This is a genomic window from Nonomuraea sp. GTA35, from assembly GCF_041950525.1.
Classification (GTDB): Bacteria; Actinomycetota; Actinomycetes; order Streptosporangiales; family Streptosporangiaceae; genus Nonomuraea.
Genome location: NZ_JBGNUV010000020.1, coordinates 131,622 through 145,004, shown reverse-complemented (window position 1 = coordinate 145,004; position 13,383 = coordinate 131,622). Strand labels below are relative to the sequence as shown.

The 13,383-nt window shown below is 70.8% G+C and carries 13 protein-coding genes; 12 read left to right on the top strand and 1 reads right to left on the bottom strand.

Features of this window, described 5'->3' with window-relative positions; all coding sequences use genetic code 11:
- The first annotated feature begins 224 nt into the window (after window positions 1-224).
- From ACBJ32_RS52960 to rfbD, 4 genes are read left to right on the top strand one after another with little or no spacing between them, the layout of a single operon-like run.
- Complete coding sequence (locus tag ACBJ32_RS52960; protein ID WP_375133344.1) at window positions 225-1,679, top strand: sugar transferase; 1,455 nt, start codon at window positions 225-227, stop codon at window positions 1,677-1,679.
- Between the two features lie 2 nt (window positions 1,680-1,681).
- Complete coding sequence (locus ACBJ32_RS52955) at window positions 1,682-2,749, top strand: glucose-1-phosphate thymidylyltransferase (RefSeq protein ID WP_357888554.1); 1,068 nt, start codon at window positions 1,682-1,684, stop codon at window positions 2,747-2,749.
- Window positions 2,746-3,672, top strand: coding sequence for a dTDP-glucose 4,6-dehydratase (gene rfbB / locus ACBJ32_RS52950; RefSeq protein ID WP_357888557.1), 927 nt, complete (start codon window positions 2,746-2,748; stop codon window positions 3,670-3,672). Before ACBJ32_RS52955 ends, rfbB begins: the two co-directional genes overlap by 4 nt.
- Window positions 3,673-3,697: 25 nt before the next feature.
- Window positions 3,698-4,549: a dTDP-4-dehydrorhamnose reductase gene (gene rfbD / locus ACBJ32_RS52945; RefSeq protein WP_375133343.1), complete on the top strand. Its 852-nt coding sequence runs from the start codon at window positions 3,698-3,700 to the stop codon at window positions 4,547-4,549.
- A gap of 11 nt (window positions 4,550-4,560) precedes the next feature.
- On the opposite strand, the gene ACBJ32_RS52940 is transcribed toward rfbD, so the two are convergent.
- Complete coding sequence (locus ACBJ32_RS52940) at window positions 4,561-5,142, bottom strand: dTDP-4-dehydrorhamnose 3,5-epimerase family protein (RefSeq protein ID WP_375133342.1); 582 nt, start codon at window positions 5,140-5,142, stop codon at window positions 4,561-4,563.
- 62 nt (window positions 5,143-5,204) lie between these two features.
- Here ACBJ32_RS52940 and ACBJ32_RS52935 point away from each other — a divergent pair, with 62 nt between their 5' ends.
- From ACBJ32_RS52935 to ACBJ32_RS52900, 8 genes are read left to right on the top strand one after another with little or no spacing between them, the layout of a single operon-like run.
- Window positions 5,205-6,404: a class I SAM-dependent methyltransferase gene (locus ACBJ32_RS52935; RefSeq protein WP_375133341.1), complete on the top strand. Its 1,200-nt coding sequence runs from the start codon at window positions 5,205-5,207 to the stop codon at window positions 6,402-6,404.
- The gene (locus tag ACBJ32_RS52930; protein ID WP_375133340.1) at window positions 6,401-7,177 is read left to right on the top strand and encodes a glucose-1-phosphate cytidylyltransferase; all 777 of its coding nucleotides are present in this window, start codon (window positions 6,401-6,403) and stop codon (window positions 7,175-7,177) included. The genes ACBJ32_RS52935 and ACBJ32_RS52930 overlap by 4 nt, the downstream gene beginning before the upstream one ends.
- Window positions 7,174-7,824, top strand: coding sequence for a PIG-L deacetylase family protein (locus tag ACBJ32_RS52925; protein WP_375133339.1), 651 nt, complete (start codon window positions 7,174-7,176; stop codon window positions 7,822-7,824). Before ACBJ32_RS52930 ends, ACBJ32_RS52925 begins: the two co-directional genes overlap by 4 nt.
- Window positions 7,825-7,829: 5 nt before the next feature.
- On the top strand, window positions 7,830-8,849 hold the full coding sequence (locus ACBJ32_RS52920; protein ID WP_375133338.1) for an NAD-dependent epimerase/dehydratase family protein: 1,020 nt from the start codon (window positions 7,830-7,832) through the stop codon (window positions 8,847-8,849).
- The gene (locus ACBJ32_RS52915) at window positions 8,846-10,117 is read left to right on the top strand and encodes a DUF4910 domain-containing protein (protein ID WP_375133337.1); all 1,272 of its coding nucleotides are present in this window, start codon (window positions 8,846-8,848) and stop codon (window positions 10,115-10,117) included. The genes ACBJ32_RS52920 and ACBJ32_RS52915 overlap by 4 nt, the downstream gene beginning before the upstream one ends.
- Complete coding sequence (locus ACBJ32_RS52910; protein ID WP_375133336.1) at window positions 10,114-11,067, top strand: hypothetical protein; 954 nt, start codon at window positions 10,114-10,116, stop codon at window positions 11,065-11,067. Before ACBJ32_RS52915 ends, ACBJ32_RS52910 begins: the two co-directional genes overlap by 4 nt.
- Window positions 11,064-12,512, top strand: coding sequence for an oligosaccharide flippase family protein (locus tag ACBJ32_RS52905; protein WP_375133335.1), 1,449 nt, complete (start codon window positions 11,064-11,066; stop codon window positions 12,510-12,512). Before ACBJ32_RS52910 ends, ACBJ32_RS52905 begins: the two co-directional genes overlap by 4 nt.
- On the top strand, window positions 12,499-13,374 hold the full coding sequence (locus ACBJ32_RS52900; protein ID WP_375133334.1) for a glycosyltransferase family 2 protein: 876 nt from the start codon (window positions 12,499-12,501) through the stop codon (window positions 13,372-13,374). Before ACBJ32_RS52905 ends, ACBJ32_RS52900 begins: the two co-directional genes overlap by 14 nt.
- Window positions 13,375-13,383: the final 9 nt, after the last annotated feature.

Sequence of the window (13,383 nt, the reverse complement as noted above, 5' to 3'; positions counted from 1 at the left end):
GGCATTTCCCTGATCAACTGCTGACACCTGTGGACCGTTCCGTCAAGCCCCTGCGGGGTCTGACAATCGTCCGAATGTGGACATTTGCCGGTATTCCTCATGCCGGAATTGATCTTTACTCTTTAGTGGGGGCCGCCGCCCTTGATTGTGCGTGGGACTTGTCAACCCATGTGGTTCAAGGAACGTCAAGTTATCGCGGTGCACAGAGTTGTCAGGGTGGTGCTATGAGGGTGGGGACTGGGGAGTCCGCTGTCGTGCTCCTCGAGGCCGTACCGCGCCGCGCGTCGAGCATCTGGACGCGTGCGTACTTACGGCTTCTGTTATCCGGCGACACGGTGTGCGCGCTGCTCGCATGCGTGTGTGTGCTGGGCATCCGGCTGATCGCCGGCGCGTACATTCCGCCGGCCGAGTTCCTGCTGGGATTCGGCCTGGTCATCGCCTGGCCCATCGCACTGTGGATGGGGGGCGCGTACCGCCAGCGCGCCAACGGCGAGGGAACCGAGGAGTTCAAGGCCGTCTTCAACGGCGGCGTCGGGCTGATGGCGGCCGTCGCCATCATGGCCTATGCCACGCAGGCCGCCATCGCGCGCAGTTTCGTGATGGCGATGCTGCCGCTGGCCCTGCTCGCGACGCTGTACTACCGCTATCGCATGCGCAAGCGGCTGCACCGGCGCAGAGCGGTGGGCGACTACATGCGCCAGGTGATCGCGGTCGGGCACCGGGAGTCGATCCTCGACCTCGTGATGCAGTTCAGGCGCCAGCCGTACCACGGGATGCGGGTGGTGGGAGCCTGCCTGCCCGGCAACGCCATGGACGTGGACCTCGACGGCATCCCGGTGCTGGGCGACTTCGGCGACGTGGCCACCGTGGTCGAGCGGGAGCGGGCCGACGCCGTGGCCGTGCTGGCCTGCCCGGAGCTGGACGGCGCCGCGCTGCGCCGGCTGGCGTGGAGCCTGGAGACCGCGCGCACGGACCTGTTCGTGGCGCCCGCGCTCCTCGACGTGGCCGGGCCGCGGATCAGCATCAGGCCGGTCGCGGGCATGCCGCTGCTCCACGTGGAGCACCCCGAGTTCGACGGGATGCGGCAGTTCGTGAAGACCGTCTTCGACCGCCTGGGGGCGGGGCTCGCGCTGCTGGTGCTGGCGCTGCCGCTGCTGGCGATCGCGCTGGTGATCCGGCTGACCAGCCCCGGCCCCGCGTTCTTCTACCAGACAAGAGTCGGCAAGAGCGGCAGAGAGTTCCGTCTGGTGAAGTTCAGGACCATGGTGGTGGACGCGGAGCGGCTCAAGGGCACGTTGCTCGAGGCGAACGAGTTCGACGGAGTGCTCTTCAAGATTAGGAACGATCCAAGGATCACCAGGGCAGGGGCTTTTCTCCGGAAATACTCCCTCGACGAGCTGCCTCAGCTGCTGAACGTCCTGCGCGGCGAGATGTCCCTCGTCGGCCCGCGCCCGCCGCTGCCCGAAGAGGTCGCCGCGTACGGCGCCGACGTGCGCCGCCGCCTGGTGGTCAAGCCGGGGATGACCGGGCTGTGGCAGGTCAGCGGGCGCTCCGACCTGACGTGGGAGGAGTCCGTACGCCTCGACCTGCGTTATGTGGAGAACTGGTCGCTCATCCTCGACCTGCAGATCCTGTGGAAGACCTGGTCCGTCGTCACCCGTGGAGAAGGGGCTTACTAGCGGTGAAAGCACTCGTGCTCGCCGGGGGGTCGGGCACCCGGCTACGCCCCATCACGCACACGTCGGCCAAGCAACTGGTCCCCGTCGCCAACAAGCCGGTCCTGTTCTACGGACTGGAGGCCATCGCGGAGTCCGGGGTCCAGGAGCTCGGCCTGGTGGTCGGGGACACGCACGCGGAGATCGAGGCGGCCGTGGGCGACGGCTCGGCGTTCGGGCTGCAGGTGACGTACCTGCGGCAGGAGGCCCCGCTCGGGCTGGCCCACGGCGTGCTGATCGCCCGCGACTACCTGGGCGACGACGACTTCGTCATGTACCTCGGCGACAACTTCGTCGTGGGCGGCATCAACGGCCTGGTCGACCGGTTCGCCAGGGAACGGCCCGCCGCGCAGATCATGCTGACCAGGGTCGGCGACCCGCGCCAGTTCGGGGTGGCCGAGCTGGACGAAGAAGGGCGCGTGATCGGCCTGGAGGAGAAGCCCGAGCGGCCCAAGAGCGATCTGGCCCTGGTGGGCGTCTACCTGTTCAGCCCGGCCATCCACGCGGCGGTGGCGGAGCTCAAGCCGTCGTGGCGGGGCGAGCTGGAGATCACCGACGCCATCCAGTGGCTGATCGAGTCGGGGCAGCGCGTCGAGTCCTCGGTGATCTCCGGCTACTGGAAGGACACCGGCAACGTCACCGACATGCTGGAGGTCAACCGGCTCGTGCTGGAGTCGGTCGAGCCCAGGATCGACGGGCGGGTGGACGAGGCCAGCGAGCTCATCGGCCGGGTCGCGATCGAGCCGGGCGCGGTGGTCGAGCGCTCGCGCGTGGTAGGCCCGGCGATCATCGGCGCCGGGGCCCGCATCCAGGACAGCTACGTGGGCCCGTACACCTCCATCGGCGCCTCCTGCGCCGTCACCGGCAGCGAGATCGAGTACTCGATCGTGCTGCCCCGCGCTTCCATCGCCGGGGTGGGCCGCATCGAGTCGTCGCTGATCGGCCACGACGTCGAGGTCACCCCGGCGCCCAACACGCCCAGAGCCCACCGTCTCGTACTGGGCGATCACAGCAAGGTACAGATCAGTTCATGACAAGAATTCTGGTCACCGGCGGCGCGGGATTCATCGGCTCCCACTACGTCCGGAACCTCCACGACGCGTACGTGACCGTGCTCGACAAGCTCACCTACGCCGGCAACCGCGCCAACCTCGACGGGGTGCCGCACGAGTTCGTGCACGGGGACATCTGCGACGCCGAGCTGCTCGAACGGGTCGTCCCCGGCCACGACCTCGTGGTCAACTTCGCCGCCGAGTCGCACGTGGACCGGTCGATCGAGGGCGCCGCCGAGTTCATGCGCACCAACGCGCTCGGCACGCAGACGTTGCTGCAGGCGTGCCTGGAGGCCGGGGTGCCGAAGGTGGTGCAGGTCTCGACCGACGAGGTGTACGGCTCGATCGACATCGGGTCCTGGGACGAGGCCGCGCCGGTGCGGCCCCGGTCGCCGTACGCGGCGTCGAAGGCGAGCGGCGACCTGATCGCCCGCGCGTACGCGATCACGTACGGGCTGAACGTCTCGATCACCCGCTGCGGCAACAACTACGGGCCCAGGCAGTACCCCGAGAAGCTCATCCCGCTGTTCGTCACGAACCTGCTGCGCGGCAGGAAGGTGCCGCTGTACGGCGACGGCGGCAACGTGCGGGACTGGATCCACGTCGAGGACCACTGCGCGGGCATCCGCCTGGTGGCCGAGAAGGGCGAGCCGGGCGAGATCTACCACATCGCGGGCACGGCCGAGCTGACCAACAAGGAGCTCACCGCGCGCCTGCTCGAAGCCTGCGGCAGGGACTGGGACATGGTCGCGCACGTGGCCGACCGCAAGGGCCACGACCGCAGGTACTCGCTGGACGACTCGAAGCTGCGGGCGTTGGGCTACCGCCCCGAGATCCCGTTCGAGCAGGGGCTGAAGGACACCGTCCGCTGGTACGCCACGCACCGCGACTGGTGGAGTCATTGATCACCCGCTTAGGCCGGGAGGCCGCATGAGGTGGCTCATCACGGGGGCGGGCGGCATGCTGGCCGCCGACGTCCTCGGCAGGACCGCGCTGACGGGCGAGCCGGTGCTCGCGCTCGGCCGGGCCGACCTGGACGTGCGCGACAGGCGGGCGGTGCACGACTTCGTCTCCGCCTACCGGCCCAGGGCCGTGCTGAACTGCGCGGCCTGGACCGCGGTGGACGACGCCGAGACGCACGAGGCCGAGGCGCTGGCGGTCAACGGGGACGCCGCCCGCTGGCTGGCGGAGGCGTGCGACCGCGTCGGCGCCCGGCTGGTGCACGTGTCCACCGACTACGTCTTCGACGGGGCGGCGGGCCCGCCCTACGCCGAGGACGCGCCGACGGGGCCGGTGAACGCCTACGGCAGGACCAAGCTGGCGGGCGAGCTCGCGGTGCTGGAGCACGGCCACTACGTGGTGCGCACCGCCTGGCTGTACGGCGCGCACGGCCCGAACTTCGCCACCACCATGATCAGGCTGGCCGGGGAGCGGCCCGCCCTGGACGTGGTGGACGACCAGCGCGGCCAGCCCACCTGGACCGCGGACCTGGCCGACTACCTCGTCCGGCTGGCGCAGTCGGACCTGCCGCCAGGCGTCTACCACGGCACGAGCGCGGGGGAGACGACCTGGTGCGGGTTCGCCAGGGAGATCTTCACGCTGCTGGGCCAGGACCCGGAGCGGGTGCGCCCGGTGCCGACCTCGGCCTTCCCGCGCCCGGCCCGGCGCCCGGCCAACAGCGTGCTGGCGCACACCCGGTGGGAGCCGATCCGGCACTGGCGCACGGCGCTGCACGCGGCCTGGCCCGTCCTGTCGAGGAGCCGTCAGTGCAGCGTCGCGTGAGGCGCCGGCCGTCAGCGCAGCGTCGCGTAGAACTCCTGGCACGCCCGGTAGTCCGGCAGCAGCCCGGCCCTGAGCGCCTCGTCGAGCGTGGGGGCCTTGGCGTCCTTCTCCGACAGCACGGGCTCGATGCCGGCCGGCCAGGCGATCCCGATCGCCGGGTCGAGCGGGTGCACCCCGTGCTCGCGGGCCGGCGCGTACGGCTCGGAGCACAGGTACATCACCGTGGCGCGCTCGCTGAGCGCCATGAACCCGTGCCCGAGGCCCTCGGCCACCAGGACGGCGCTCCTGGTCACGTCGTCCAGCGTCACGCCCTCCCACCGGCCGAAGGTGGGCGAGCCCGTACGCAGGTCCACGACGACGTCCATGACGCTGCCGGACAGGCACATCACGTACTTGGCCTGCCCGGGCGGCACGTCGGCGAAGTGCACGCCGCGCAGCACGCCGCGGGCCGAGACGGAGCAGTTGACCTGCGCCAGGTCGAACCGCCGCCCGGGCAGGTCGGTGGCGCGGAAGGCCTCGTAGAACGAGCCGCGGGGATCGGAGTGGACAGGCGGCGTGTGGCGCCAGACGCCATCGATGCCGAGGGGATCCATGGGCTGACAGTAACGAGATCACCGGCCCTCGCGAAATATCAATCTCTTGGAGCGTGCAAATGATGACTTGCCGGTTATGCGGCTCGGACGATCTCACCGGAGTGGTGGACCTGGGGGCGACGCCGCCCTGCGAGCGGATCCTCACGGCCGATCAGCTCGACGAGCCCGAGGTGACCTACCCGCTGCACCTGCGCGTGTGCACGTCGTGCTGGCTCGCGCAGATCCCGCCGTTGATCACCCCCGAGGAGACTTTCACGGACTACGCCTATTTCTCCTCCTACTCCGCCTCCTGGGTGGAGCACGCCCGCGCCTTCGTGGCGGACCTCGACCTGCGGCCGGACTCGTTCGTGGTGGAGGTGGCCAGCAACGACGGCTACCTGCTGCGGCACGTGGTGGAGCGCGGGGTGCGCTGCCTGGGCATCGAGCCGTCGGTCAACGTCGGCCAGGCCGCCAGGGAGCGCGGCGTGCCGACGGTGACGGCGTTCCTGACGCCCGAGAGCGCGCGGGCGGTCGTGGCGGAGCACGGCAAGGCCGACCACGTGGTGGCCAACAACGTCTACGCGCACATCCCCGACGTCATCGGCTTCACCCACGGGCTGCGCACGCTGGTCGCCGACGACGGGCTGGTCTCGGTCGAGGTGCAGCACCTGCTCACGCTGATGCAGCTCAACCAGTACGACACGATCTACCACGAGCACTTCCAGTACTACACGGTCGCCTCCGCGCAGCGCGCGCTGGCCAGTGGCGGGCTCACGCTGGTGGACGTGGAGCTGCTGACGACGCACGGCGGCTCGATCCGGCTCTGGGCCGCGCCGTCCGGGGCCCCGTCGCGGCGGGTGTCGGACGTGCTGGCGATGGAGAAGGCGGCCGGGCTGCACGAGATCTCCGGCTACATCGACTTCACCGAGCGGGTGGCCAAGGTCCGGCGCGACCTGCTGAGCTTCCTGATCACCGCCGCCGAGGAGGGCAGCACGGTGGTCGGGTACGGGGCTCCGGGCAAGGGCAACACGCTGCTCAACCACTGCGGCATCCGGCCGGACCTGCTGGCGTACACCGTGGACCGCAACCCGTACAAGCACGGCAAGTTCACCCCCGGCGCCCGCATCCCGATCTTCGAGCCCGAGCGCATCGCCGCCGACAGGCCGGACTACGTGCTCGTCCTGCCGTGGAACCTGCGCGACGAGCTGATCGACCAGCTCTCCTACATCCGCGACTGGGGCGGCCGGCTGGTCTTCCCCATCCCCACGCTGGAGGTCGTGTGAAGGTCGTGCTCTTCTGCGGGGGTTACGGCACCCGCATGCGTACGGGCGCCGCCGGCGACGCGCCGAAGCCGATGCAGCTCGTCGGCCCCAGGCCGTTGATCTGGCATGTCATGCGCTACTACGCGCACTTCGGCCACAGGGAGTTCATCCTCTGCCTCGGCTACGGGGCCGAGCAGATCAAGGACTTCTTCCTCCGGTACGAGGAGACCGCCTCCAACGACTTCGTCCTGCGCGGCGGCAACGTCGAGCTGCTGGGCGCCGACATCTCCGACTGGACGATCTCGTTCGTCCACACCGGCGTCGAGTCGTCGATCGGGGAGCGGCTGCGCCGGGTCCGCGACCATCTCCAGGGCGAGGAGATGTTCCTGGCCAACTACGCCGACGTGCTCACGGACGCGCCGCTGCCGGAGATCATCGGCAGGTTCGAGAAGTCGGACGCCGGCGGTGCGCTGATGGCCGTGCCGCCGCCCGGGACCTTCCACTGCGTGGAGATCGCCGAGGACGGGCTGGTCGGCCAGATCACCGCCGTCACCGAGATGCCGCTGTGGGTAAACGGGGGATATTTCGTCTTACGTCAGGAAATCTTCGACCACATCCCCGAGAACGGGGACCTGCTCGTTGACGGCTGCAAGGAGCTGGCCAAGCGCGGGCGGCTGATGGCCTACCCCTACCGCGGCTACTGGCGGCCCACCGACACCATCAACCAGCGCATGGAGCTGGATCAGGCCTACTCCCGCGGCGACCGCCCCTGGGCCCTGTGGGAGCGGGCGTGAACCGGCTCTTCCCCAGCGGCCTGAGCCGCATCGCGCTGCTCGCCGCCCACTGCGACGACCTGGCGATCGGGGCAGGCGGCACCCTCCTGGTCATGTGCACCGCGCACCCGGGCCTCCAGGCGGACGCCCTGGTGCTCTCCGGCGGCGGGACGGCACGCGAGGAGGAGGAGCGCAACGCGCTGGCCGCCTTCTGCCCCGGCGCGGACCTGCGGGTGACCGTGGCCAAGGTGCCCGACGGGCGGCTTCCCGCCCACTGGGACGAGGCCAAGAACGCGGTCGAGGAGCTGCGGATGCGTACCGAGCCCGACCTGATCCTGGCGCCGCAGGCCGGCGACGCGCACCAGGACCACCGGGGCCTGGCGCGGCTGGTGCCCACCGCGTTCCGCGACCACCTCACGCTCGGGTACGAGATCGTCAAGTGGGACGGCGACCTCGGCCGGCCCAACGCGTACCAGCCGCTCGACCTCGCGCTGGCCGAGCGCAAGGTCTCCCTGCTCTGGGAGCACTACCCCTCACAGCGGCACCGCCCCTGGTTCGACAGGGAGGCGTTCCTCGGGCTGGCCAGGATCCGCGGCATCGAGTGCCAGGCACGCTACGCGGAGGCGTTCCACCTGCACAAACTCGCTCTAGATCTAGCTGGAGGCTGATCGACATGCGTGTCTTACTCACGGGGCACCAGGGCTATCTCGGCACGGTCATGGCACCCATGCTCGCCAAGGCCGGCCACGAGGTGGTGGGCCTGGACTCGGGGCTGTTCGCCGCGTGCGTGCTCGGCCCGGTGCCGGACGACCCGCCAGGCCACCGCGTGGACCTGCGGGACGTGCCGGCGAGCCTGCTCGAAGGCTGCGATGCGGTGATCCACCTGGCCGCGCTCTCCAACGACCCGCTCGGCGCGCTCGCGCCCGAGCTGACCTACGACATCAACCACCACGCCTCCGTCCGGCTGGCCAGGCTGGCCAGGGAGGCCGGCGTGCGCCGGTTCCTGTACGCCTCCACCTGCTCCGTCTACGGCGCCTCCGGGGGCGACGACCTGCTCGACGAGGACGCCCCGCTGCGGCCCGTCACCCCGTACGCCGAGTCGAAGGTGCGCGTCGAGGACGAGCTCGTCGACCTGGCCGACGACCACTTCACCCCGGTGTTCCTGCGCAACGCGACCGCGTTCGGGTTCTCGCCCCGGCTGCGGGCCGACATCGTGCTGAACAATCTCGTCGGCCACGCCCACCTGACCGGCCAGGTCCGCGTGCTGTCGGACGGCACCCCGTGGCGGCCCCTGGTGCACGTGGCCGACATCGCCGACGCGTTCCTGGCCGCGCTGGCCGCGCCGCGCGAGGCCGTGCACGCCAGGGCGTTCAACGTGGGCGGCGAGCTGAACAACCTGACCGTGGCCGAGATCGCCGAGCACGTCGTCGAGGCGGTGCCCGGCTCCGAGCTGCTGATCACCGGCGAGACCGGCGCCGACCCGCGCTCCTACCGGGTCTCGTTCTCGCGGATCCGCGAGGCGCTGCCCGGCTACCACGCCCGCTGGACGGTGAAGGCGGGCGCCGTCGAGCTGGCCGACGCCTACCGCTACCACGGGCTGACCGCCGAGGACTTCCGCCAGCGGTTCACCCGGCTGGCCTGGCTGGCCGACCGCCGCAAGGCCGGGACCGTCTCCGACGAGCTGCGCACGTGACCGGGGAGGAGATGCACGCCCTGGTGGAGCGGCTCTACCCGCTGTGCCGCTCCATCACGGGCGACGGCGTGCGCGCCACGCTGGGGATCGTGGGGGAGCTGCTGGAGCTGGACGTGCACGAGGTGCCGACCGGGACCCAGGTGCTCGACTGGACCATCCCCCAGGAGTGGAACGTCCGCGACGCCTACATCAAGGATCCGGCGGGGAACCGGGTGGTGGACTTCCAGCGGTCGAACCTGCACGTCGTGGGCTACAGCGTGCCGGTGTCGGCCACGATGACCCTGGCCGAGCTGCGGCCCCACCTGCACACGCTGCCCGACCAGCCGGACCTGGTGCCGTACCGGACCTCGTACTACGCGCGGACGTGGGGGTTCTGCCTGAGCCAGGACACGCTCGACGGGATGGGCGAGGGGCCGTACGAGGTGGTGATCGACTCGACGCTGGCCGACGGACACCTGACGTACGCCGAGCACGTCGTGCCGGGGCGTACCGAGGAGGAGGTGCTGATCTCCTGCCACGTCTGCCATCCGTCGCTGGCCAACGACAACCTGGCCGGGATCGCGGTGGCCACGGCGCTGGCCCGGCGGCTCGACCGGCCGCGCCACACCTACCGGTTCCTGTTCGCGCCCGGCACGATCGGCGCGATCACCTGGCTGGCGCGCAACCGCGAGAGCACCGGGCGCATCAGGCACGGGCTCACGCTGGCCTGCGCCGGCGACCGGGGCGCGCTGACGTACAAGCGGAGCAGGCGCGGCGACGCGCCCGTCGACCGGGCGATGGCGGCCGTGCTGCGCGACCGGCCGCACACGATCGTGGACTTCTCGCCGTACGGCTACGACGAGCGGCAGTTCTGCTCGCCCGGCTTCGACCTGCCGGTCGGCAGCCTGACCAGGACGCCGTACGCGGGCTACCCCGAGTACCACACCTCGGGAGACGACCTCGGCTTCGTCTCGCCGCAGGCCATGGCCGACACGCTGGAGACGCTGTGGTCGGCGGTGGAGGTGCTGGAGCACGACGGCCGTTACCAGAACCTGAGTCCGTACGGCGAGCCGCAGCTCGGCAGGCGCGGCCTGTACGGATCTCTCGGCGGCCGCAGTGACACGAAACAGGCGCAGCTGGCGATGTTATGGGTGTTGAACCTGTCGGACGGCGAGCACAGCCTGCTGGACATTGCCGGCCGATCGGGCCTGCCCTTCCGCGCGGTCGCCGAGGCGGCCGCCGCTCTGGAGGGCGCGGGCCTGCTCAAACGGGTGGGAGAGGGCGCATGAATCTGCGGGTGGGGGACCTCGTCGAGGTGCGGAGCGCGGCGGAGATCCTGGCCACGCTGGACGAGCGGGGCGAGCTGGAGAACCTCCCGTTCATGCCGGAGATGCTGGCCTTCTGCGGGCAGCGGCTCACCGTGCACAAGGTCGCGCACAAGCTGTGCGACACCATCAGCCGCAGCGGCATGCGGCGCATGGACAGCGCGGTGCACCTGACCGGCGCGCGGTGCGACGGCGGCGGGCACGGCGGCTGCCAGACGGCCTGCTCGCTCTACTGGAAGGAGGACTGGCTCAAGCGGGTCGATCCGGACGAGCCCGCCACCCGCCGGATCCCGGAGGAGCGGCTGCTGAAGCTGCTCGACGCCAACACGCGCAAGGGCCCGGACGGCTACTCCTGCCAGGCCACCGAGCTGCTGCGGGCCGCGCCGACCTGCCTGCCGTTCCGTGACCTCGGCCAGTACGTCACCGACGTGCGCAGCGGCAACGTGGGCGTCGGCCGGACCGTCGGCACCTTCCTGGTCGGGCTGTTCAACCGCTTCCAGGGCCTCAGCAAGAAGGTGCTGCCGCGCCGCCTGTGGATCAGGCGCGGGCTGCGCTGGGGCTTCATCGAGGGCCGGGCAGGCAAGAGGACGCCGACGGCCACGCTGGACCTCCAGGTGGGCGAGCTGGTCAGGATCAGGTCCAAGGAGGAGATCCTCGACACGCTCAACGACGACCTGCTCAACCGCGGGATGGGCTTCGAGGAGGAGATGGCCCGCTACTGCGGCAGGACCGCGCGCGTACGGGCCAGGGTCGAGCGCTGCCTGGACGAGAAGACGGGCCGGATGCTGACCATGAAGAGCCCGTGCATCATCCTCGACGATCTCGTCTGCGAGGGCGTCTACAACGCCAACTGTCCGCGCGAGTTCGTGCCGTTCTGGCGGGAGATCTGGCTGGAGAGGGTCGAGACTTCGTGAGTGAGGCCGGCGACATCGGCCGCAAGGCCGGTCGCGGCCTGCGCTGGAGCCTGCTGGGCAACCTGGTGATGAAGGCCGGCTCGTTCGTGATGAGCCTCGTCCTGGCCAGGCTGCTGGTGCCCGAGGACTTCGGTGTGTTCGCGATCGCGCTGGCGGCCACCCAGTTCGTCATCTACATCAACGACGCCGGGGTGATCGCGGCGACCGTGCAGTGGCGGGGCAGGCTGGAGGAGATCGCGCCCACGGCCACCGTCGTGGCGATCCTGTCGAGCCTCGCCCTCTACGCGCTGTTCTGGGTGATCGCGCCGTTCTACGCGCGGCTGGCCGGGAGCGAGGACGCCATCTGGGTGATCCGCATCCTCATGGCCACCAACCTCGTCTACGGGCTGACCGCGGTGCGCAGCGCCGCGCTCATGCGGCGGTTCGAGCAGGACAAGCTGGCCTGGGCCAACCTGGGCGGGTTCGTCGCCAACGCCTGCGTCTCCATCACCCTGGCCGCGAACGGCGCCGGGGCCTACAGCTTCGCCTGGGGGCAGCTCAGCGGCGGCGTGCTCACCGGCGTGCTGGTGGTGGCGCTGGCGCGGGTGAAGATCGAGCTCGGCTTCGACCGCGCGCAGGCCGCGCGGCTGCTGCGGTTCGGCCTGCCGCTGTGCGTCAGCCTCGGCATCGAGGGCCTGCTGCTCAACGTGGACTCGGTGATCGTCGGCGACGTGCTCGGCCCGGCCTGGCTGGGTTTCTACCTGCTCGCCTTCAACATCTCGAGCTGGGTGCCCGGCCTGATCGGCACCGCCATCCGCTACGTCGCGCTGCCCAGCTTCTCGCGCCTGGCCGAGGAGGGCGGCGAGGCGATACGGGAAGGCGTGCGGCAGGCCGTCCCGCTGCTCGGCGGCATGGTCCTGCCGATCGCGGTGCTGATGGGCACGCTCGCCCCCGCGGTCGTGGAGTTCCTGTACGGCGCGAACTGGCTGCCCGCCGCCCAGGTGCTGCGCTTCCTGGCGATCGTGATGGCCGTGCGCATGCTGACGCTGCTCGTCACCGACATCCTGGCCGCGCTCGGCAGGACCAAGGCGACCATGTGGGTGAACCTGTGCTGGGCCGTCGCGCTGGTGCCCACGCTCCTGGTGGGCGCCCGCCTCGACGGCATCCAGGGCGCGGCCGTGGCGCACGCGGTCGTCGCCGTGGTGGTGGCGCTGCCGCTGCTGGGCGTGGCCCTGCACCGTTCCGGGGTGCCCGTGGGGCTGTTCGCCGCCGGGCTGGCCAGGCCACTGCTGGGCGCGGCGGCGGCCGGCCTGGTCATGGCCGGGCTGGCCACGGTGATCGAGGGGGCCTTCTTCGAGCTCTGCGTGGCCGGAGGCGCGGGGTTGCTGCTGTTCGTGCTGGTCGTGGTGCCGCGCGCGGTGCTCAAGCGGCTCGTACGCCAAGGGAGGGCGCATGCACGACTCTGAGCTCGTTTCGATCGCGCTGCCGGTGCGCAACGGGGCCGGCCGCCTGGCGGCCGTGGTCCGCTCGGTGCTGGCCCAGGACCACCCGCACCTGGAGCTGGTCATCTCCGACAACGCCTCCACGGACGGCACCGAGGAGCTGTGCCGTGACCTGGCGGCCGGCGACCCCAGGATCGTCTACCACCGGCACCCGCAGAACATCGGCCTGCTCGGCAACTTCATGCACGCCGCCCGCGTCTCCAAGGGCGCCTACGTGCGCTGGATCGGCGACGACGACCGGCTGGAGCCCCACTGCGTCTCGGCGGCCCTGGCCGCCTTCGCCGCGGACGAGCGGCTGATCCTGGTGACCAACCAGGTCTCCTACACCGGCTCCGACGGCCGGGTCAGCACGGTTGCCTACACGGGCACGGACCTGGGCTCGGACGACCCGGTCGTGCGCTTCGCCGAGATGCTCAGGCTGCTCAACGAGAGCCCGTACCTGATCGACCCGCTCTACGGGCTGCTGCGGCGCGGGCCCGCCATCGGCATCCCGCGGCGCAACATGCTGCGCGAGGACGAGGTGTTCGCGGCCAAGCTGGCGCTGGCGGGGCCGTGGGCGCACGTCCCCGAGGTGCTCTCGCACCGCAACTGGCGGCTGGAGCGGATCGGCCGGATCGCCCGCCGCCTGGACGTGCCGTCCTGGCAGTCCCACCTGGCCAACACGCTGCAGTGCAGGGAGTTGCTGAGATGGGTGCGCGACGCGGACCTGACCGAGGAGCAGCGGCGGCGGGCGCGGACCGAGGTGATGCGCATGTACGCGCGGCGCCAGCGCCGCACGCTGGCGCACCGCAGCCGCAAACTGCTGGCACTGGTCGGTTTGGTGTAACACGTCCGA

What these genes read in the sequence shown, in the direction of transcription:
- ACBJ32_RS52960 (WP_375133344.1), top strand. Translation starts at nt 225, where the DNA reads ATGAGGGTGGGGACTGGGGAGTCCGCTGTCGTGCTCCTCGAGGCCGTA.
- rfbB (WP_357888557.1), top strand. Translation starts at nt 2,746, where the DNA reads ATGACAAGAATTCTGGTCACCGGCGGCGCGGGATTCATCGGCTCCCAC.
- ACBJ32_RS52940 (WP_375133342.1), bottom strand. Translation starts at nt 5,142, where the DNA reads ATGGATCCCCTCGGCATCGATGGCGTCTGGCGCCACACGCCGCCTGTC.
- ACBJ32_RS52920 (WP_375133338.1), top strand. Translation starts at nt 7,830, where the DNA reads ATGCGTGTCTTACTCACGGGGCACCAGGGCTATCTCGGCACGGTCATG.
- ACBJ32_RS52900 (WP_375133334.1), top strand. Translation starts at nt 12,499, where the DNA reads ATGCACGACTCTGAGCTCGTTTCGATCGCGCTGCCGGTGCGCAACGGG.
- ACBJ32_RS52935 (WP_375133341.1), top strand. Translation starts at nt 5,205, where the DNA reads ATGACTTGCCGGTTATGCGGCTCGGACGATCTCACCGGAGTGGTGGAC.
- rfbD (WP_375133343.1), top strand. Translation starts at nt 3,698, where the DNA reads ATGAGGTGGCTCATCACGGGGGCGGGCGGCATGCTGGCCGCCGACGTC.
- ACBJ32_RS52910 (WP_375133336.1), top strand. Translation starts at nt 10,114, where the DNA reads ATGAATCTGCGGGTGGGGGACCTCGTCGAGGTGCGGAGCGCGGCGGAG.